Raw genomic sequence first — 19,942 nt, forward strand, 5'->3', positions numbered from 1 at the left:
CGAATGTACAATCAAGGTGCTGTTGAGGGTGCTGCCAATACAGAATTAGGTAGCCGCATCTTCCTTTATGAAGTAGTGGGTTTGCGTCAGAGTGAAGAAACCGATCAAACTGACTACCCAATTCGGAAAAGTGGCAGTGTGTTCATCAGAGTGCCTTACAACCGCATGAATCAAGAAATGCGACGTATCACTCGTCTAGGCGGCACAATTGTTAGCATCCAGCCTGTGACTGCGCTACAGTCAGTTAATGGTAAAGCCTCATTTGGGAGTGCTACAAGCGTTGTCAGCGAGTTAGCTACATCTGGAGAAACTGCTAACAGTGAAGGGAATGGTAAAGCCACACCTGTAAATGCTGATAGTGAAACCAAAGATTTCGCTAAACCACCAGCACAAGAACAGCTTAAGAACAAGGACAAGAAAGGCAACACCATGACTCAAGCGAAAGCCAAAAAAGACCACGGTGACGTTCCTGTTAATACTTACCGTCCCAATGCTCCGTTTATTGGCAAGGTAATATCTAATGAACCGCTAGTCAAAGAAGGTGGTATTGGTATTGTTCAACACCTCAAATTTGACATTTCCGCCAGTGATTTGAAATATATAGAAGGTCAAAGTATTGGGATTATTCCACCAGGATTAGACAAAAACGGCAAGCCAGAAAAACTTAGACTCTATTCCATCGCCTCAACTCGTCATGGCGATGATGTGGATGATAAGACAGTATCATTGTGCGTCCGCCAGTTGGAGTACAAGCACCCAGAAACTGGCGAAACAGTCTACGGTGTTTGCTCCACACACCTGTGTTTCTTAGAAGCAGGGGCAGATGTAAAAATTACAGGACCTGTGGGTAAGGAAATGTTGTTACCCAGTGACCCTGATGCTAATGTGATCATGTTGGCAACCGGAACAGGTATTGCCCCGATGCGAGCTTATCTGTGGCGTCAGTTTAAAGATGCGGAAAAAGCAGCTAACCCAGAATACGAATTTAAAGGATTCTCTTGGCTAATATTTGGTGTGCCGACAACTCCAAACCTTTTATATAAGGAAGAACTGGAAGAAATTCAACAAAAATATCCTGATAACTTCCGCCTCACTCCTGCCATCAGCCGGGAACAAAAAAATCCTCAAGGTGGTAGAATGTACATCCAAGACCGCGTAGCAGAACATGCTGATGAATTATGGCAGTTGATTAAAAATGAAAAAACCCACACCTACATCTGCGGTTTGCGAGGTATGGAAGAAGGTATTGATGCAGCCTTGACTACTGCTGCTGCTAAGGAAGACGTAACCTGGAGTGATTACCAGAAGCAACTCAAAAAAGCTGGTCGCTGGCACGTAGAAACCTACTAAATGCTGAGTGCTGAATTCTGAGTTATGAATCAGTAGGGTGGGCAGTGCCTACCCTACAATTGTTTTATATATATGGCTGAGGAAAGAGTTCTCAGTTCTGGGAGGTAAAGTATTAAATACTTGTTACTACTTAGCACTCAGCACTCAGCACTCAGCACTTAAAAATGAATTGGGTGCAAAATGGGTGTGAAACTAGGAATACTGGGATTAGGCACCGTGGGAACGGGAACAGTGCAGTTGTTGCAAGATAGCGCTGGGCGTCATCCATTGTTGCAAGAAATAGAAATTTATCGGGTGGGAGTGCGATCGCTAGATAAACCCCGTGCAGTAGAATTGTCTACGGAAGTCCTAACCATAGATTTAGAATCTATTGTCAATGATCCGGCAGTAGATATAGTTGTTGAGGTGATGGGTGGACTGGAGCCGGCGCGATCGCTCATTCTCAAAGCTTTAAGTAATGGTAAGCATGTAGTCACAGCCAATAAAGCAGCGATCGCCCGCTTCGGAGCAGAAATTTTCACCACTGCGAATCAAGCTGGCGTATACGTCATGTTAGAAGCCGCTGTGGGTGGTGGTATTCCGGTGATTCAACCCCTAAAGCAATCTTTAAGTGTTAACCGAATTCACGCTGTAACGGGTATCGTTAACGGTACAACAAACTACATCCTGACGCGGATGCAAACAGAAGGCAGCAACTTTAATGATGTTTTAGCTGATGCCCAGCGATTAGGTTATGCTGAAGCTGACCCCACAGCTGATGTGGATGGCTTAGACGCAGCTGATAAAATTGCCATCCTCGCATCATTAGGTTTCGGTGGACGCATCAACCTACAAGATGTTTATACTGAGGGGATTCGGCAAGTGAGCAAAACAGATATTGCCTACGCCGAAAAATTGGGATTTGTGATTAAATTGTTAGCGATCGCTAAACGTGATACTCCCTCATCCCTCCTTTCCGTCAGAGTTCATCCTACTTTAGTGCCTCAAGCCCATCCTTTAGCTAGTATCAACGGCGTTTACAATGCCATTCTTGTCGAAGGAGAACCAATCGGGCAAGTAATGTTTTTTGGCCCAGGTGCTGGTGCTGGCGCAACCGCCAGTGCTGTCACGTCAGATATTTTGAATTTAGTTGCTGTCCTCAAAACTAATACAGCATTTACAAATCCATTATTAACTTGTGGGCATCAGGAATACTGCCAAATTGCGCCGATGGCAGAACTCATAACTCGATTTTACGCCCGTTTCCTTACGAATGACCAACCCGGAGTTATCGGTAAATTGGGTACTTGCTTTGGTAACTATGGCGTTAGCTTAGAGTCAATTGTCCAAACAGGCTTTCAAGGAGAACTAGCAGAGATTGTGGTTGTTACCCATGATGTGCTAGAAGGCAACTTTCGGCAAGCTTTGGCAGAAATTCAGAATTTCTCTGCGATCGAAAGCATTCCTAGCTTACTGCGTGTACTTTGAGATTAGTTGGGAGTCAATACTGTTCGGTTAAGGTAAGAGACGCGATGATTTATCGCATCTTTGTGATCTAGAGGCAAGTGTAGAAGTTTAGACAGCAGATTGCAACTTGGTGAGGTACAGATAATCGTAGGGGCACCTTGGGAGCAAAGTGTCCTAACCGTGGGTAAGGTTGAAAGATAGGTTATGTCTGTAGTGTTTTTGCCCGTCAAGGAAATGATAAAGTTGCAGAAGGCTGTCTAACTACCCACAACGCTTATTAACTGTCACCAACAGATTAAATGCTAGTTACAAATTTTGTGATTACATAAACTGCATCATGTACTAAAATAGATAGTACGCATGAACTATTCCTGTTGGCATTTAAACCTGAAAGTGTCAATATCTGAATACAACTCATTATCATAAAGCGATATCAATTCATAAAAAGCTCTCAAACAGTAGAGTTGTCAATGGAATGATTTTACCTATTAATATTTATTAAATTCCTACAAAAGTCTTATGGGAGTTAGCAAAGAGAGAGAACGATGTTGGAGAAGCTCATAAAATATTTTGTCTACGCGACAAAAGGTTATATTACAAAAACACAGCTAATCAAGTTTTTGTATTTAGCTGATCTTTACTCTGTCAAATGGACAGCAAAGCAGCTGACACATCTGGATTGGCGTTATTATTACTATGGCCCTTGGAATGAGGATATAGATAATACTTTAAATCAAATGGATGGTAAAGAAATATCTCAAGAATCTCAGGGAGATACAATAATTATCAAACTTGGTGCCCAAGCAGGTAATGTAGATGATTTAGAATTGCCTGTAAGTTTGACGTTAGTACTGGATAATATTAGGAGAGAATGGGCTGGTGCAGGACAAGATAAACTTACTCAGTTACTAGAGTATGTATATAACACTGCACCCATGATGGAAGTAAAAGATACCCACAGACCTGAAGAAAAAGTTAAACTTAACTTACAAGCAGAAAGAGATAGATTAATCAATGAGTTAGGCAATTAGTATTATCAGGTGGCTGGACAAAAACCTAGACAGGGTTGGATTTATTTTATAAATCCCTATAAGGTATCTCTACGTTGCAGAGTTGGACACACTCATATTTATGATTTAGATGAGCCAGGTGACGTACAATGTCAAACTGTCTCTTGCACTGAAAAGATTAATTCTAATAGAGTTTTTAGAGGAACGCACCCTTATGTAGTTTGGACAGGTGATGAGTTTCAGGATAAGTCAGGTTATATAGCAACTTTTTCCGTTATTCCTCTAACCTCACAAACAACATCTAATGGTTTACCAACAACGTATCCAATTAACCCTACTAGCCAAAACGGTCTTGACAAAAATTCTTATGTCCTGGTTCATCAACTGTGTACTGTTGATGCTAATTGCTTTAAAGACTCAGCAGGAAATTGGTTGGAACGTATGGGACAACTAGCTAAAGCAGATAAAGATGCTATAGAGCAGCGTTTAAAGTATTTTTTAAATATTCTAGACAATCCTAGCGATGACTGGTTTGCTCAAAATGCAACTATAGAACTTTTACAAAAAGTTTTTTATTTTCTGCCTGACGAAAATACAAGAAGTAGAGCCATAGAAGAATTAATAAACAATTTAGGCCGCTCGTAAATCAGTAGTCATTGCTGACAATTTTTCTGTAATTTTATCTCTAACTCTTCCCAATTAGGAAGATAAGCATACATAAAGCACTTAAATAGCTTACCGTGGTTGGGAACGAGGAGATGTACGAGTTCGTGAACAATGACAAACTCACCCAATTCTTTTGGTAAGTCTAACAGTTCAGTATTCAAAGTTAAGCGTCCTGTGGTGGAGATAGAAGCCCATTTGCGCTTCATGGGACGCAGTTGAATTTGTTTGACTTTAACTTTAATTCGATCGCTCCATTCTCCCACAGCATCCTTAAGTGCTTGCGCGTCTTTCCATTTTCGATTGTCGCAGCTAGCAATCATGATTCGACTCGTTCGAGTTTCAGCAGGTTGTTGGTGACTTCGATAGTTTGCTCAACTGAGCTGGTAATAGGATAAATATTAGCGTAAAGTTCGGTTCTTAAATCAATTTCCTGACGTGCATCCCACCAGTAATCAGGGAAGTTGCTATAAATGGTGTTGATAATTTCGGCTTGGTTGATATCCAGCTGAGTAACTGCTTGCTTGATGATAGTGTAAATCGCAAAGGTGTTTTCATCGACTTTGAGCCGTTGCCGTAAGACTTCTGCTTCTGTGCATTCATTGGCAATTTCATTTAGTTTAGCTAAAGCAACATCAGCCTCTATTTGGCGATTTTCAAAGCTGGCGCGGACAATTTCGGCACGTTCGCCAATGGAAATCAAAAAAGGCGATCGCTGACTTTGCTCGTTTACTGTTTTCAACAATGCCTTACTCAAGTTTAGAACTTTTACTGTATCTGTGGTGCTACTTTGGCGGAATTGCTCTAATTGTTGGGCATTGAGTTCGTGGATAGTTCCGGGCATTTCCAACTCGCCAATTGTGACGTTGCGGCGTACCAGTTCTTTGGTTTTGGCGGTGAGTTCAATATCAATGTAGGGACTGGTATTGTAAGCAGCGCGGATTGTTCCGTAAAGCCTAATAATAGTTTTATAATTCTCCATGAAGGGACGCAGGTCGGGGTCAGGAGACAATATTTCGTAAATTGATTGGAGTTGGCGGACAAATTTAAAGAATTTCTCACGCAAATCTTTGTCTGCAAAGTGCGCCGCAGCGCGTTCTTTTGCTTTGTCGTCCCATCCCTTAGCTAGCGGTAAATACTCAGGTGCAGTATTTTCCATCATCGTTTGCAGGATGTTTTTCATTACATCTACACTTTGGATGATGTCGTTAACTTCTCCCGACTCAAAGGCCAGGGCTTGCTCTAGTTTGTTGCCAAAGATACCGATAAAATCTAGAACAAAGCCATAGGGCTTAACTAAACCTTCTGCGTCTTCGTAAGGGCGATTCACACGGGCGATTCCCTGCAAGAGAACGTGGTCGCGCATCGGTTTGTCGAGATACATACAGTAAAGTATCGGCGCATCAAACCCCGTCAATAGTTTCTCGGTGACGATGAGAATTTTCGGCAAGGCTTTGCGGTAGTCTTCGTAAAGTTGGCGAATTTTGGTGACAGCATCAGCATCGCCACCGCAAAGGCTTTCTAAAGTTTGGGCATCTTCAGCAGAACAATAACCTGTAAAAGTTAGGGTTTTGTTGTCGTAGTTAAAATCTTTCGGGCGAGATTCGATAAACTCGATTACTGCATTTGGTAAAGATATTTTGGCAGAAACGACGGATTTTTTAATAAAGGCTTTGCGGACTTCTTTCTCTTCGGCATCAGTCAGGTTGTACTCTCGCAGTCCTGCGGCTGTAGTTCGGGAATAAACGACGGTTGAATATTCGCTAGGGAGATATTGATCTAAGGCTTGTTTGTAAAGTTTACAAGCTTCCCGGTCTACACCAACCATAAAAGCTTTAAAGCCCATTGGTTCAACGTAGTCCCGGAAATGCGCGGCGACAAACTTAGCTACTTTATCTACTCTATCTTCACTTTTGAGAAACTCTTTTAATTTAACAGCGCGATCGAGAATGCCATCAAGTTCTTCTATGTCGTTAATGCCTTCTGCGGCTTGGAGTTGGAGAAATTCTTTTTCTAAAATTTCTTGGGGAACGCGAAACTCTGATTTCGCCAGGGCATAATTTAGCTTCAGGGTTGTGCCATCTCGTACGGAGTCGGCGGTTGAATAGGAATCTAAGCTGTATTTTGGGTCAGAAGGTTCGCCGAAGGTTTGGAAAGTGTTTTGTCCTTTAGCTGCTTTACTAACGGGTGTACCTGTGAAACCGATAAATGTAGCGTTGGGGAGGGCAGCCATTAAATATATGCCGAAATTACCGCCTGTGCTGCGGTGTGCTTCATCGACTAAGACGGTAATTGTAGAATGCTTATTTTCTACTTTCATCTTGTCGAATTTGTGAATCATGGCGACGATTAAACCGCGATAATCATCTTGGATGAGTTTTTCTAAGTCTGCTTTACTGGTTGCGACTTCATAACTTTTGATGCCATAAGCTTTGAGGTTTTTGTCTAGTTGGTTTTCTAGTTCGTTGCGGTCAACAATCATGATTACGGTATTATCGCCGCTAATATTGCGGAGTTGGGCGGCAACTGTAATCATCGTCAGGGTTTTACCACTGCCTTGGGTATGCCAAACTAGTCCGCGTTTTTTATTCGGGTCTTGGATGCGTTGCAGGACTTTTTTGACTGCACGGGTTTGGTGTTGGCGTAAAATTACTTTGGTTAAGCCGTCATCGCGTTCGAGAAAAACAATGTAATATCTGAGAATCTCTAAAAAGCGTTGATGGTCGAAGAAAGTTTTGATTTTCTCTTCGTAGTCGCCTTCAGTGATGGTATTGCTTTGTTTGTTCAGTTTCCATTCAAACAAGTTTTTGCGGTTGGTATTCCAGGTTAAGCCATACCAGAAATTCCACAATTCTGTGACTTCAAAAGCTTGGGGAAAGGCTAGCAATTCTGGGGTTTGGTTGTGGTAGCGGCGAATTTGGTCAATGCCTAGTGCTAAACCATCAGTTTTCTTTTCTCCTTTGGTTTCTGCAATGGCAACGGGAATACCGTTAATCAGAAAAATAATATCGGCGCGGTTGGGAAATTTTACGCCTTTTTGCGACCATTCATCTGTGACTTGGAAGATGTTATTTTCCGGGTTGTTAAAGTCGATGAGGGTAATGTTTCTGTCGCGGTTTTCTTCGGCGACAAAAATAGATTGTTTGCCTTGCAACCAGTTTAAAGCTTCGCGGTTGCCTTCGATGGTATTATCAATGTTTCGCAGGCGGCGAAGAATTTCATCTATATTGTTAGAGGTGACAACGCCAGGATTTAGTTTAATTAGTTGACTGCGAAGAACATCGGCAAAGTAGCGTTCTTTAAGCTTTTCCTCTCCCTTGCCTTCCCGCCGTTGTAATGCCTCTTTTGAAGTTAGGTATTCCCAGCCTATATCATAGGCATATTTCAGCATCGGTCTTTGCACGGCGGAAGCTTCGCTCATACGTAAGTCTCGGTTAAGGGTTGGGTAGAAATTTTACCTGTCATCAGTTGTTCTAGCATGGCGTGGAATAGTTCGTCAGTAAGGGCGATTTCTTTTTCTAGGGCTTGAATTTTGCGATCGCAAGCCTGTAAAGTTCTAATAACTTCGTGTTGCTCATCAAGAGGGGGAATAGGCACTAAGACAGCTTTAATAATCTGCGTATTGATATTAAATTTTCCGTCGGCTGCGTTAGATGCTCTACCACTTAAATAACTCTTTCCTCTATGAGTCATGGTGTAAAATTGGAAAAATTCAGGTAACAAAATATTTACCTTAAGTCTTACTCGTATTAGATAAGATGCAAACATAGCGTGAGGAGGTTTTCCACAAAAAACAGCACATCTACCTATATATTCTTTTCTTCCATTTGTTCTTACAAAAAGTAAATCACCAGTTTTTAAAGATAACTTTTCAAATTCTTTTTTTTCTGGCTTTGTAAACTTTAAATCAAATATATTTATCTTGCCACTAATCACATTTGGAATTCTTAAAACAGGAATACCACTGCTATCCGAATCACACAGTTTTGATGTACCATACTGGAGAAATTCACAAACTTTATCCAGCGTTACAACTTCCCAACTCTCAGGAATCTTGCCTATTTCCGTCTGCTTACGCGGTTCGTTGCGAGTGCCATGAGTAAAGAGATACTGCATCAGTGCTGCTTTGCGTTCTCGTTCCAGTTCTAACTCTCGCTGGCGGGTTTCTTTGGCTTTCTGGATGGTTCGCAGAGTGTGGGCGATCGTTTTTTGTTCAGGCAGGGGAGGAAAAGGAATTTCTGTTTTTTCTATAATTCCTTTACTTATATTTGGGTCTTTTCGCGTTCCGATGGCGTAACGCATCCAGATTGGTCTGAAATAGATTAAGTAATATAGAAGATAAAAAGAATCAAAATTATTAGGATTAGGTTCAATACAACAAACAGCTTGATTAGTTGTAGCGGTAATCCCTAAAATTCCTGATTTTCCTACAGTTCCCTTGCCACCATACATGGCTACCATTACTGTATTTATTGGTCTAATTTTACCTCTTATACTCTTAAATCCTGCTTCAGTTATCTTCTCTTCTGAATCTATAACAATATTTTCATTCAGATCAAGCGTTTTAATCCAACTAATTGATCCACCATAAAATTCAGGTTTTTTTCTATATGGTGTACCACCGCTTTGAATTTCTTGAGAAATATCATTTAGTTTTACAACTTTCCAATGAGGCGGTAGTTGTATCTCACCCATCCCTACCCCTCTCATATTCCATTAGCAATAATCAAATCTATCATTTCATTTTTATTCTTCCGATAAACCCGAAAATCACTATCTACCGCCAACACACAACTCCCTAAAATTAACTCACTCATTCTTACCAAACACGCATCAGCTAAAGACATTGGCACATTCTGATACCGCTTCAGCAACTCTCTAACCGTTCCTATTTCATCACTGAGACGAAAAGAGATTTGAATTATGCCAGTATCTAATAAAGACATAACCGCATCCTGTCCACCATAAAAATCTCGCAATATAAAACACGCCTCAATAATTACTGCTTCACAAGTTAATAAGGGTGGTTCAATCTTTTTCCATTCATTAACCGCCCAATCATGCGAATTTTCTCGATTATTGATAAATGAAACTAAGGGACCTGTATCTAGAAGTACCTTTTTCCTCATTTCCAACCGTAGCCTTCTAAATACTTCTTGTTGGTAGCTAAATCACCAGGGCCTCCATCAACGCAGCCAGCAAACTCTTTAGCAGCTTCATAGGCAGAAATAGGTTCTTTCTCTTCTTGATGCTGTACATCCTGCTTTTGCATCTCCTTAAACTGCAAAAACTCAATAAAATTTAATACCTCCTGTTGCTTCTCAGGAGATAGCTTTTTCAATTCATCAATTATCATTTGTTGCTTATCAATTGCTTGAGTCATGGCTTTATCCTGGATAAAAATAATAAGATATTTGTAGCTGATTGAAACTTTAGCAATTTAAACTTTACTACTCATTGCAGACAAACTTAAATACTCAAAGTTCAGCTAGCGTAAAATGTGTAGGTAGGTTTGAGGAACGTAGCAAGATCCCGAAGGGTAACCTAACATTTTGCAGGGTTTGTTGGGTAACGCATTGCCTCAAACGCCAGTTGCTTCAACGGGGGGAACCCCCGCAACGCACTGGCTCCCCAACCTACGAATATTCTAACCCCCAACCCCTTCCTTACTAGCGTTGGGGAGTAAGCCTTAAAGCCTCTCTCCTTGTAGACTAGGGTGTACACACAAGTATGACCAGTATAGGTTTCAACTCTTCTAAAATACAAAGGTGCGTTATGGACACGCCAAATCAACAAATGCGAACGCCGAAATAACAAATGCGAACGCCGAATCAACAAATGCGAACGCCAAATCAACAAATGCGAACGCCAAATCAACAAATGCGATCGCTAAATCAACAAATGCGTTCGCCGAATCAACAAATGCGTTCGCTAAATCAACAAATGCGAACCCCAAATCAACAAATGCGTTCGCTAAATCAACAAATGCGAACCCCAAATCAACAAATGCGAACGCCAAATCAACAAATGCGATCGCCTTAGAGGTTGTTTGAAAAGTGGTTGGCTGTGATTTTAGGCACTTGTTGATCCCCCCTAGCCCCCCTTTTTAAGGGGGGAACCGGAATCAAAGTCCCCCTTTTTAAGGGGGATTTAGGGGGATCTAAAACGTTTTGCTACCAACAAAAGGACTTTTCAAACATCGTTTTATAGAACCCATTTGATATCTATACAGGAGGGCAATCGAATTTGGCTGAACTACGAGCTAAGTTACAAATTTTATAGATTGATCGTCAGGATTTTTTTCTTGCTTTTTTTGTCGCTTAACACGACTGTATTGTAGGGTAATGTATCCGTTCCCAGCGGAATTGGCAGCTTAAAACTGGGGCTTTTATGATCGAGTTCGCCTAAATCAATGCTTTTCCTTATATCGCCATCTGTTGCCAGATAAGCGGTAAGTTCGCCTTTATAATCTTCAATTAAAAAGTCTCTAAAGAAAACGACTTCCCCACCCTCAGGATCTATACCAAGGATGACCGTACCGCTGAAAGTTGCGCCTTTTCGTTCTTCATCAACCGTTGCCACTGTGATTTCCGAGGGGTCTTGACCGGACATATTTGCCATAAACTTTTTCCTGGGCGAATTCTCAACAATTGAAAATGATTTTACAAGAGCGCTATGGGCGATCGCAAAACTCTCAGGACGTATTTCTGCATCGGTCTTGCAAATGTATAGCCAAGTTACTTCTGGTTATACGCCTAATTGGAAGATTGAGTAGGGATGATTCGGGGCTGAAAGCGATCACGAAGCGTTGCTGCAAAGCAGATCGCATCGCAGAAACCTGATAGAGGGGAGACGTTGAGAAGTTTCCGGATAACTTGATCCGACCTTGCCTCGGCAGTAGAGTGCCCTTATCTGTGAACTGACAGGTTTATGGAGTCCAAGGATATACAATGAAAAACGCTATAAATTCAACTTTGCTAACACCTCAGCTAAATCTTTATCCGCCCATTCCCTGTCTTGTCTTGCTACCGCCAAATCTGTCAAAATATCTGCGATCGCCCGATGCACAACTTTATCGCTAACATCCACAAACTGCGACGGACTAAGATTATAATCCGCTTCTCTCAATTCTTCTAACTTAATAACTTTACTCAGCTTCTCTCGCGTTTCCCAATTGCGATAAACCTCACCAACCGCCTTAATCCCTTCCTTTGTCAAAATATTCTTCGGATCGCCCTTGACAAAATAATCAGCAGCATTAATCAGCAAAAACTCACCTTTACGATTCAGAGGTTTCAGGCGATTTAACAAAATTACTACCCCTGGCGCAGTCGTGTTATAAAACAAATTTTCAGGTAGCAAAATCACCCCTTCAACTCTGTCCCTTTCCACAAATTCCTTGCGAATGTCCCTTTCTTGATTTTTGTTCTGACTCCCGGAACCGCGAGACACTGCACCTGTATCCAAAACAACCGCCGCCCGTCCGTTATCTTTCAGCGATGCCCAAATATGCTGCACCCATCCCCAATCTGCTGAAGATTTTGAGGCAATTCCGTCTTTAAACCGTTCAAAAGAATCTTCTTCGTAGGCATCTGCGCCGTAGTTGTCCTGATTCCACATCGGATTAGCAACCACATAATCAAAGCGCATCACCTTCTTGTCAACCGTAAATTTCGGTTGTCTGAATGTATCACCAATCGCAATTTGTGTATCAGTAAAATCCTGCAAAAACATATTCATTTTAGCGATGGCAAAAGTTGTCCAGTTCAACTCTTGCCCAAATAACCGAGGTGCTTTACTCTCTTCCCCTGGATGTTTGCGATTGAACACCAAACGCGGCTTAGTCAACAACCTACCCGATCCACAAGTAGGATCGTAAATCTTCGTGTAAGGTTCCGGGTCAATAATTTCCGCAATTAACCAACCCACCTCTGATGGTGTGAGAAACTCCCCCGCACTTTGCCCCTGTCCTTCGGCAAACTTCCGCAGCAAATACTCATAAGCTTCCCCCAAAACATCCGCATTGGTATTCTTTAACCCCAACCGATGCCGACTGATGACTTCAATCAAGTCCTTTAAACGGTCATCATCCAAAACGCGTTGATTGCTTTGCTTCTCGTTATAATCTTTCAGTGTCAGCGTTCCCGATAACCCAGGATTGCGCTTTGCCACCTCCCGCATCGCCGTTGTCACAAACTCTCCTAAGCCATCTTTAGGATGAAAGCGAATCGCCTCCCAACGGTATTGGTGGGGGACATAGTAACGCACAATCGGCTGACGATTATTTTTAATTGCATCTTGATGATCCGCTTCAATGAAAGCACGGGCTAAGTCTCCACCCCCAAACTTCTCGGCGCACTTTTCATACTCATCATCAAACACATCAGACAGCCGTTTGTAGAAAATTAGCGGCAGAATAAAATCCTTGAATTTTGGTGCATCTGTCGCGCCACGTATCTTACAAGCAGCATCCCACAGCCATTGTTCCATTGCCGGAATATCCAAGCGATCGCCAGCTTGGTTGGCTAGCTGTAAAAGGGGTAAATCTCCAGAACCGTTTTTCTCTGCTGGCTTTTTGCTGTTTTTCCTTGTTCCACGCGGCACTATACTTACTCCTGCGATGCTTTTATCTTATTTCGAGAAATCCCTATTTTCCTAGTTTCTCGGCTAATTGTTGATAAATAATATCTAACCACACAGGAATCACAGGCTGACCTTGTTCTAGAGATGCGATCGCTTGTTCTCGGTCATACGCTACAAGAGTAAGCGATCGCTTATCTTAGGCAGTTTGTTTCAAAGCATCGCAATCACCAAAAAGTAGGTTATGTCTGTAATAATGTGGTAAAGAAAATGTATTTTAGTTTTCTACACTGACACTATTATTTTAGAAAAACTATTAATGGTTAATGGTGTCACTAATTAGTTAAAAGTGACAAGAGTATGTTAGTAGTGGTAAATAATTAGTTAATGTCCAGGAGGGCTGGAAAGGATGGGTGACGAGGGATTTGAACCCGCAACCAATAGATTAAGAGTCTACTGCTCTACCGTTGAGCTAGTCACCCACACAAATAACAAATATAGCACAACTTTTGACAATTTAGTTAGTGCCGCACCCAAAAAACTAATTAAAAGGAAAATTTGACGGTAAAGGTGGTTTGACCTGCTGCACTCTCTACATAAATTGAGCCGCCTAAATGTCTGACCATTTTCTGCACTAATGCCAATTCCAGCCCTGTGCCGCTATGTTTCCAAGGATCGTGTTTGGAAATGTGATAAAAAGGTTCAAAAATCCGTGAGAGTTCATTGCTGGTAAGCTCTATTCCCGAATTGGTAATATTAAGCTCGACTGTATCCCCGATCAAGTGAGCAGAGACTGCGATTGATTCCCCGGCTGGGGTGTATTTGCAGGCATGGTTGAGCAGTTCGGTGACAATTCGCTCCAAATCAGTAATATCTGTCTCTAAAGGCGGCAGCGCCCGATCAACAGTCAGGTTTAACTGCTGTCGCTGGCAGTTGGTGAGGTCTCGAAAAGACTCGATAATCGGGTGAAGCCAGCTTTGAAAGTCAATGGCAATCAAAGTTGGGGGATCGGGTTCGGCTTGGAGATATGTGAGTGTGAGGAGGTCGTTAATTAACTTACTTTCTCGCCCACACTCGTTATGCAGAATCTGCAAGAGTTGCGGCACTATTTCTATTTCTGATATTTCTGCTGGTGTGAGCACACTTTCGAGAGTTTGGACTGCAAGGCTGATGCTTGTTATTGGTGTTCGCAGTTCTTGGGAGAGAGTTCTGAGAAATTGGTTTTTGAGCCGATCGCTTTTTTCTAGTTCTTCTACCTGTGCCTGGTTTTGTTTGTAAAGTTGGGCTTGACGAATAGCGATCGCACATTCATTTGCTACCTGCTGCATTAGCTCAATTTCAAATTCGTCAAAAGCCTCTTGTGATGGTCTTGTCAGCCAAATATTCCCCAAAATCCCTTGAGTATCAAAAATTGGACAAGCCATCTGGGCCATAACTAGCAACTTTGGTTCCCATCCTGGTACAATTTCCAAAAATTGCAATGGTTGTTTTTGCAACAGCGGCTGATAAACTTCAAGATAATCTGCAATCTGTTTGGTTAGTCCTTGACATTGGGGTAAGTTAATGCAGTATTCGTAAGTAATCGTAACTAGAGTTTGGCAGGTACTGTAGAATTCAATTTGGCAACGCTCAAGGTTTAGTAACTTTGCTAATTCCTGGGTAAGTGTCTGCAACACCTGAGTTTGATCCAGACTGTCGCGAATTTGTTCTGTCGTGCGTCGCACCAAGGCTTCAAAGTTTCGCACCTGCTGTAACTGACTGATGTGCTTGTGCTTGTGTAACTCCATCTTGGCTTTGAGATCCTCGATTTGCTGATGAAGTTCTGCCTGTTGGACTGCAATGCCGATTTGAGTTGCCAACTGCTTGAGCAAGTCAGTTTCCGTTTGCTGCCATTGACGCGATTGATGACAATGCTGGGCAATCAATAGCCCCCACATATCTTGCTTTTGGAAAATCGGCACTACGAGATTAGCTTTTATCTGCAAAGATGTCAGGAAATCTATATGGCAAGGATGCAAGTCGGCTGCATAAATATCTTCGATAACTTGAATGCAATCTCGTCTGTAGTAATCTGGATGTTTGCCACCCAAGCAGGGATCGGTGATGTTTTTTCCCAATAGGGGATCGATAGCAGCTACTGTTGATTCGGCAATGATTACTCCACTACCATCAGCCTCGAAACGATAAATTAACACGCGATCGCAATTCAAAAACTGCCGCAGTTCAATTGTAGTCTGATGCAGAATTGTCTCTAATTCTACAGATTGGTGAATCCGTGCGGCGATCGCTTCTAGCAGTTGCTCTGGTTCAACCTGGAGTCCAACTGCTTGTTCTGCTTGCTTGGCAGGGGTAATATTATTACTAGTACCAATCAGTCGATAAACCCTGGAGTTAGCATCCTTTAGTGGGGTGAGAGTCGTACTCCACCAAGTGGAAACTCCCTGGAATTGCAAACATTGTTCGTAAGAAATAGTTGTGCCGAATCGCACGCAGTCAGCATAATGTTGACGCACCTTTGCAGCATCAATAGCACAGAGAATATCCTCTGGTTTTTTGCCCCGGAGATCGTCTGAGCGAATCCCTATCCACCGTTCATGAGTGGGATTAAGGCCCACATATCGAAAATCTCCATCCTCCAAAACATCAACTACAAATATTGACGCCTGTACAGAATCGTACATGCTTGATAGAAACTGCTCGCTACTACTTTTTTCATCTACTTCTGCGCCGAAAAGAATTTGAGGTGGTGATAATTTTGTCAACTCCGTAGTTGATTCCACTGGATTTATATTCATGCGAGAGTCCCACTCTTGTATTACTAACTCTTCTAGGCGCTCTCTTGTCGTTAAGCTTGTAGTAGATGCACTTTAGCGCCTATAGCAAAGTATTGTCAGCTGTTGCTCATCGAAATTTTGATCTTTCTCTACTTCTTGTCAGAAATCTAGGAAAGCTAATAAGAGTCAGCTTAACAAAATCCTGCTTTTTGAAGGTGAAAATACATTTGCAGGTGAGGGCAAACTTACTGCAATTTATTTTTAACAGTTTTTTAAGATTGTTGCATATTTTCAATGCAAACCTAAATATATATTAATTAAGTTTATAATTCTTAATAAAGATGCGATTAATCGCGTCTGTAGCAACTTACAATCGCAATTTGTGAGCATTGATTCCTGTGAGGATACCAACTAGTAGCCAAGTAATACCTAATCCAATGACTTCACCTAAAAATAACTGGGTTAAGTAGCGCCAGATCGTCCCTACAGTCGAACCCACGGGGACAGCAACAGCCCAACTTGCCGCACAGACAAATATCCATCGCCACGCTACAGGTTGGGGAATTGCTAACGATTGTGCCAATCCAATCCCCAAGCCGCCAAGAGCACCATAAACTACCCCTGATAAAATTCTTAAGGGAAGAATCTGAGTGCTAGGTACAATCCAACCCACCGCACCAATACCGATCGCAGTGATGATACTCCAACCCAAAAGACTTGACAAAATCCACCTGATACAAAATACAGGTTCTTTGAGAAGACAACCTTGAGGAAATGCGATCGCAAATCCGCCGATAGCCGCCTCCATTACTCCAATATCTGGCTTTTCACCGACTTCAATAAAGAGTAAACTCAATAAAAATCCGCCAAAAGTAGCTAAAGTCCACAGCAATGTAAAGCCAAATCTAGTATTTTTAGGCGCGAATGGCATCAAAGTTTCTTTGTTTTTAATAATCTGACAGTTTTTGCATTAAACATTTCAAAAAAACCTTTGCGTCGCTGTTGGGGTGATTCTGGTACGATGTAACCCCATAGACTCTCCCAGTAGAAAAAGGAGATACCATCAAAATTGCGATCGCGCACTACCTGAACCTGTTCTCTGACTTGTGCCATTTTCACCGGATTTCCTAAGGTTCCCGTTGATATCCCAATACCTACAGGAATCAGACTTTGAGCCAATTTTATAGATGGTTGTTCTAGTTGAGCGATAAAAGACTTTTTATCGTTTCGATATACCTGCAAAATCAACTCATTAACTAAACCTTTTTTTACCCAATTTTCCCAATCTTGCAAATAGTATTTGTAGGCAAAAGCTTGATAGTTGGGAGACAGAGATATTTTGAGTTTGGGCTTAACTGCCTTGACGGCTTGATAGATTTCTGCCATGAAATCAGTAATTTTATCTGCCCGCCACCGCATCCATTCTGAGTTAAAAGGATCAGTTGGGGGACTTTTGCCTTGATGTTCTTGCTGGTAGAGTTCAATAGTGAAGCGATCGTAGCCGAAGTGTACAGGCATCCCAAAATGGTCGTCAAGCTGAATACCATCCACATCGTAATCCCTGACTACTTCTAAAATTAACCCTTGGATAAACTCTTGTACTTGTGGATGTAAGGGATTCAACCAAGCTTGTTTAGTTATTAAAAGATTGTCAATTTCTTCTGGTGGGGCATCTTGAATAGAATTTATACCTTCTTGTCCAATTGTCAACCAATCAGGATAACGCCTTGCTAATTGTGAATAATGCGGTGTCATGAATCCGTATTCAAACCAGGGAATAACTCTTAAATCTTTATTTTTGGCAAGTGTCACTATCTTTGCTAAAACATCTTGTCCACCGTGCATAAAGTTAAGCAAAGGTTGAGTTTCTGAACCTGTAGTTATTTTGGCTACAGCACTTTTATAAAAAGTATGTCCTCGGTTCCAAACTACAGGATAAATTGTATTAAAGTTGAGAGTTGATAATTGATTTATAGCACGGTTAATACCCCAAGGGACAAATAGTACACCACTAGCAACATTAGTAAGCCAAACGCCACGAATTTCTGTAGTGAAAGGACTTGTCTTTTGGGAATAAACTGGCAGTGAAGAGAATGAAAAAGCGGAAAGTCTGAGCGGAGGTTCCCTCCGTTGGCGCAGCCCGCCGCAAGCATCAGAACTTTCCAAGACAACTGTTAAAGCAACTACTAATCCCAAACACAGCAAGTAAGAAACACAACGGCGAACAACCCGATTCATTTGTAAGCTTGACCTAGTGCGATCGGAATATATATAACTACAAAATAAAGTTGTAATCCTCCGGATGATGTAAATAAATGATGATTCAGAATTTAGAATCTAGAAATCAGGAGTCAGAATAGTTGAAATAATACGGAGCTAGTTTTGGTAATGAATATACTTAACGATACCAAAACTTCATAAATTATGACTCCTAACTCCTGTACAGACGCGATTAATCGCGTCTCTACTCCTAACTTCTTTCTTATTAAAATCTTTCCACACCTTCAAATTGCTTGAGCGCCGATACATTTGCTGCTTCTCCACAAGTTCGTGGTGTGGGGAATATCTTTTCCGGATTTGCTAAACCTTTGGGATTAAAAACTTGCCGCACCCATTGCATAGTTTCTAAATCAACTTGGCTAAACATCTGTGGCATATAGCACTTTTTCTCTTCCCCGATGCCATGTTCGCCAGAAATACTACCACCGACTTGGACACAAAGTTTGAGAATTTTTCCACCCATTTCTTCTACTTGCTCTAATGCTCCAGACACAGAATTATCATAAAGAATTAGTGGATGAAGATTGCCATCGCCAGCGTGAAATACATTAGCAACACGATAACCATATTGTTGACTTAATGTCTCAATTTCATGTAAAACATAAGGCAACTGAGTCCGGGGAATTACACCATCTTGTACATAATAGTCTGGACTTAAATGCCCAGCCGCAGCAAAAGCCGCTTTGCGTCCTTTCCATAATTTCAATCGGGTTTCTGGGTCAGTAGCAGAAGTGACATTCCGCGCCCCATTATGTTTACAAATTTCGGTAACTCGCTGTTTATTCCCTGCAACTTCCACTTCTAAACCATCAATTTCTATTAGCAAAATAGCAGTAGCATCGCGGGGATAACAGTTAGTTGCAACAACATCTTCAACGGCGTTGATACTAAAGTTATCCATCATTTCCATCCCACCAGGAATAATCCCGGCACTGATGATGTCAGAAACAGTTGCTCCGGCAGCTTCAATACTGGTAAAATCTGCCAATAGCACACAAATTGATTCTGCACTTTTGAGAATTCGCAAAGTAATTTCTGTGGCAATTCCTAAAGTGCCTTCAGAACCAACGAAAATACCTGTTAAATCATAACCAGGCATTTCTGGAATTTGTCCACCTAAATCAACAATTTCCCCTTCTGGCGTAACAATTTTTAATCCCAAAACGTGGTTAGTGGTAACACCATATTTGAGACAATGTACGCCACCAGAATTTTCAGCAATATTGCCCCCAATAGAACAAATAATTTGACTAGAAGGATCAGGAGCGTAGTAAAATCCAGCACCACTAACAGCTTGTGTTACCCAACTATTAATTACCCCTGGTTGTACAACTGTGCGTTGATTTTCCAAATCAATGCTGAGGATTTGCCGCATTAAGGAAGTGACAATTAAAACAGAATTTTCTAATGGTAAAGCGCCGCCAGATAAACCAGTACCAGAACCGCGTGCTATGAAGGGAATAGAGTATCGATTGCATATTTTCACAACTTGGGCAACTTGTTCTGTTGTTCTGGGTAATAGCACCACAGCCGGACGTTGGCGATAGCCAGTTAAACCATCGCATTCATAGGTAATGAGTTCTTCGCGGCGTTGCACCACACCATTTTTGCCAAGGACAGCCTCGAATGCTTTGATAATGGGTTTCCAGTTGCGTTGTTTTTTCTCTTGGGTAAGCATAGTTTTTTCAAGTTCAAGGTAGATGTTGCAGGCTATTGATAATAGCTGTAATTACTATTGTTGCAAGAATAGCAGTCAAAAGTGAGTAAAAGCGATCGCACTTATCTTCAGCAATAATTTGGATCGGTGGAGAGGAGGCGATCGCATCACTTTGTATTTAT

The 19,942-nt window shown here is 41.7% G+C and carries 17 protein-coding genes and 1 tRNA gene; 6 read left to right on the plus strand and 12 right to left on the minus strand.

Features of this window, described 5'->3' with window-relative positions:
• Positions 1-3 precede the first annotated feature (3 nt).
• The 4 genes from petH to V7K56_RS15825 all read left to right on the plus strand — a co-directional run bounded on the left by petH (position 4) and on the right by V7K56_RS15825 (position 4,451).
• Entirely contained in the window at positions 4-1,350 is a 1,347-nt protein-coding gene (petH, locus tag V7K56_RS15810; protein ID WP_334911889.1) for a ferredoxin--NADP reductase, read from the plus strand.
• Positions 1,351-1,530: 180 nt separating this feature from the next.
• A complete protein-coding gene (locus V7K56_RS15815) occupies positions 1,531-2,817 on the plus strand; it encodes a homoserine dehydrogenase (protein WP_334911830.1) in 1,287 nt (428 codons plus the stop codon).
• Between the two features lie 524 nt (positions 2,818-3,341).
• Positions 3,342-3,827, plus strand: coding sequence for a type II toxin-antitoxin system antitoxin SocA domain-containing protein (locus V7K56_RS15820; protein ID WP_334911831.1), 486 nt, complete (start codon positions 3,342-3,344; stop codon positions 3,825-3,827).
• Positions 3,828-3,836: 9 nt separating this feature from the next.
• Positions 3,837-4,451 carry a type II toxin-antitoxin system PemK/MazF family toxin gene (locus V7K56_RS15825; protein WP_334911832.1) on the plus strand — a complete coding sequence of 205 codons (615 nt, stop codon included), beginning with the start codon at positions 3,837-3,839 and terminating at the stop codon, positions 4,449-4,451.
• 8 nt (positions 4,452-4,459) lie between these two features.
• Here V7K56_RS15825 and V7K56_RS15830 read toward each other — a convergent pair whose 3' ends face one another.
• The 5 genes from V7K56_RS15830 to V7K56_RS15850 are packed head-to-tail and all read right to left on the minus strand — an operon-like array spanning position 4,460 to position 9,852.
• Entirely contained in the window at positions 4,460-4,792 is a 333-nt protein-coding gene (locus V7K56_RS15830; RefSeq protein WP_334911833.1) for a M48 metallopeptidase family protein, read from the minus strand.
• Positions 4,789-7,890, minus strand: a complete 3,102-nt coding sequence (locus tag V7K56_RS15835; protein ID WP_334911834.1) for a type I restriction endonuclease subunit R — start codon at positions 7,888-7,890, stop codon at positions 4,789-4,791. The genes V7K56_RS15830 and V7K56_RS15835 overlap by 4 nt, the downstream gene beginning before the upstream one ends.
• Entirely contained in the window at positions 7,887-9,164 is a 1,278-nt protein-coding gene (locus tag V7K56_RS15840) for a restriction endonuclease subunit S (protein ID WP_334911835.1), read from the minus strand. The genes V7K56_RS15835 and V7K56_RS15840 overlap by 4 nt, the downstream gene beginning before the upstream one ends.
• An 11-nt stretch (positions 9,165-9,175) precedes the next feature.
• Entirely contained in the window at positions 9,176-9,598 is a 423-nt protein-coding gene (locus V7K56_RS15845; protein WP_334911836.1) for a type II toxin-antitoxin system VapC family toxin, read from the minus strand.
• Positions 9,595-9,852, minus strand: a complete 258-nt coding sequence (locus V7K56_RS15850; protein WP_334911837.1) for a DUF2281 domain-containing protein — start codon at positions 9,850-9,852, stop codon at positions 9,595-9,597. Before V7K56_RS15850 ends, V7K56_RS15845 begins: the two co-directional genes overlap by 4 nt.
• A 434-nt stretch (positions 9,853-10,286) precedes the next feature.
• On the opposite strand from V7K56_RS15850, the gene V7K56_RS15855 reads away from it, so the two are divergent.
• Positions 10,287-10,511, plus strand: a complete 225-nt coding sequence (locus V7K56_RS15855) for a hypothetical protein (RefSeq protein WP_334911838.1) — start codon at positions 10,287-10,289, stop codon at positions 10,509-10,511.
• 234 nt (positions 10,512-10,745) lie between these two features.
• On the opposite strand, the gene V7K56_RS15860 is transcribed toward V7K56_RS15855, so the two are convergent.
• Complete coding sequence (locus V7K56_RS15860) at positions 10,746-11,090, minus strand: hypothetical protein (protein WP_334911839.1); 345 nt, start codon at positions 11,088-11,090, stop codon at positions 10,746-10,748.
• A gap of 35 nt (positions 11,091-11,125) precedes the next feature.
• On the opposite strand from V7K56_RS15860, the gene V7K56_RS15865 reads away from it, so the two are divergent.
• Positions 11,126-11,311 carry a hypothetical protein gene (locus V7K56_RS15865; protein ID WP_322736366.1) on the plus strand — a complete coding sequence of 62 codons (186 nt, stop codon included), beginning with the start codon at positions 11,126-11,128 and terminating at the stop codon, positions 11,309-11,311.
• A 118-nt stretch (positions 11,312-11,429) separates the two neighbouring features.
• Here the strand turns inward: V7K56_RS15865 and V7K56_RS15870 are convergent, their stop codons facing one another.
• The 6 genes from V7K56_RS15870 to glcD all read right to left on the minus strand — a co-directional run bounded on the left by V7K56_RS15870 (position 11,430) and on the right by glcD (position 19,781).
• Complete coding sequence (locus V7K56_RS15870) at positions 11,430-13,073, minus strand: type I restriction-modification system subunit M (protein ID WP_334911840.1); 1,644 nt, start codon at positions 13,071-13,073, stop codon at positions 11,430-11,432.
• 386 nt (positions 13,074-13,459) lie between these two features.
• Positions 13,460-13,531 (minus strand) — tRNA-Lys (locus tag V7K56_RS15875).
• A 63-nt stretch (positions 13,532-13,594) separates the two neighbouring features.
• Positions 13,595-15,844 (minus strand): sensor histidine kinase, encoded by a 2,250-nt coding sequence (locus V7K56_RS15880; RefSeq protein WP_334911841.1) that lies wholly within the window; start codon positions 15,842-15,844, stop codon positions 13,595-13,597.
• 346 nt (positions 15,845-16,190) lie between these two features.
• Positions 16,191-16,754: a hypothetical protein gene (locus tag V7K56_RS15885; RefSeq protein ID WP_334911842.1), complete on the minus strand. Its 564-nt coding sequence runs from the start codon at positions 16,752-16,754 to the stop codon at positions 16,191-16,193.
• Positions 16,754-18,061 carry a glycoside hydrolase family 10 protein gene (locus tag V7K56_RS15890; protein ID WP_334911843.1) on the minus strand — a complete coding sequence of 436 codons (1,308 nt, stop codon included), beginning with the start codon at positions 18,059-18,061 and terminating at the stop codon, positions 16,754-16,756. The genes V7K56_RS15885 and V7K56_RS15890 overlap by 1 nt, the downstream gene beginning before the upstream one ends.
• 247 nt (positions 18,062-18,308) lie before the next feature.
• Positions 18,309-19,781 carry a glycolate oxidase subunit GlcD gene (glcD, locus tag V7K56_RS15895; RefSeq protein ID WP_334911844.1) on the minus strand — a complete coding sequence of 491 codons (1,473 nt, stop codon included), beginning with the start codon at positions 19,779-19,781 and terminating at the stop codon, positions 18,309-18,311.
• Positions 19,782-19,942 lie beyond the last annotated feature (161 nt).

The sequence above is a fragment of the Nostoc sp. genome (assembly GCF_036917535.1).
Lineage (GTDB): Bacteria > Cyanobacteriota > Cyanobacteriia > Cyanobacteriales > Nostocaceae > Nostoc.

Bases quoted from the DNA above. Each gene is read 5' to 3' on its own strand.
- V7K56_RS15860 (WP_334911839.1), bottom strand. From the start codon at position 11,090: ATGGCAAATATGTCCGGTCAAGACCCCTCGGAAATCACAGTGGCAACG.
- glcD (WP_334911844.1), bottom strand. From the start codon at position 19,781: ATGCTTACCCAAGAGAAAAAACAACGCAACTGGAAACCCATTATCAAA.
- petH (WP_334911889.1), top strand. From the start codon at position 4: ATGTACAATCAAGGTGCTGTTGAGGGTGCTGCCAATACAGAATTAGGT.
- V7K56_RS15835 (WP_334911834.1), bottom strand. From the start codon at position 7,890: ATGAGCGAAGCTTCCGCCGTGCAAAGACCGATGCTGAAATATGCCTAT.
- V7K56_RS15840 (WP_334911835.1), bottom strand. From the start codon at position 9,164: ATGGGTGAGATACAACTACCGCCTCATTGGAAAGTTGTAAAACTAAAT.
- V7K56_RS15880 (WP_334911841.1), bottom strand. From the start codon at position 15,844: ATGAATATAAATCCAGTGGAATCAACTACGGAGTTGACAAAATTATCA.
- V7K56_RS15830 (WP_334911833.1), bottom strand. From the start codon at position 4,792: ATGATTGCTAGCTGCGACAATCGAAAATGGAAAGACGCGCAAGCACTT.
- V7K56_RS15850 (WP_334911837.1), bottom strand. From the start codon at position 9,852: ATGACTCAAGCAATTGATAAGCAACAAATGATAATTGATGAATTGAAA.
- V7K56_RS15815 (WP_334911830.1), top strand. From the start codon at position 1,531: ATGGGTGTGAAACTAGGAATACTGGGATTAGGCACCGTGGGAACGGGA.
- V7K56_RS15845 (WP_334911836.1), bottom strand. From the start codon at position 9,598: ATGAGGAAAAAGGTACTTCTAGATACAGGTCCCTTAGTTTCATTTATC.
- V7K56_RS15820 (WP_334911831.1), top strand. From the start codon at position 3,342: ATGTTGGAGAAGCTCATAAAATATTTTGTCTACGCGACAAAAGGTTAT.
- V7K56_RS15890 (WP_334911843.1), bottom strand. From the start codon at position 18,061: ATGAATCGGGTTGTTCGCCGTTGTGTTTCTTACTTGCTGTGTTTGGGA.
- V7K56_RS15855 (WP_334911838.1), top strand. From the start codon at position 10,287: ATGCGAACGCCGAATCAACAAATGCGAACGCCAAATCAACAAATGCGA.
- V7K56_RS15865 (WP_322736366.1), top strand. From the start codon at position 11,126: ATGATTTTACAAGAGCGCTATGGGCGATCGCAAAACTCTCAGGACGTA.
- V7K56_RS15885 (WP_334911842.1), bottom strand. From the start codon at position 16,754: ATGCCATTCGCGCCTAAAAATACTAGATTTGGCTTTACATTGCTGTGG.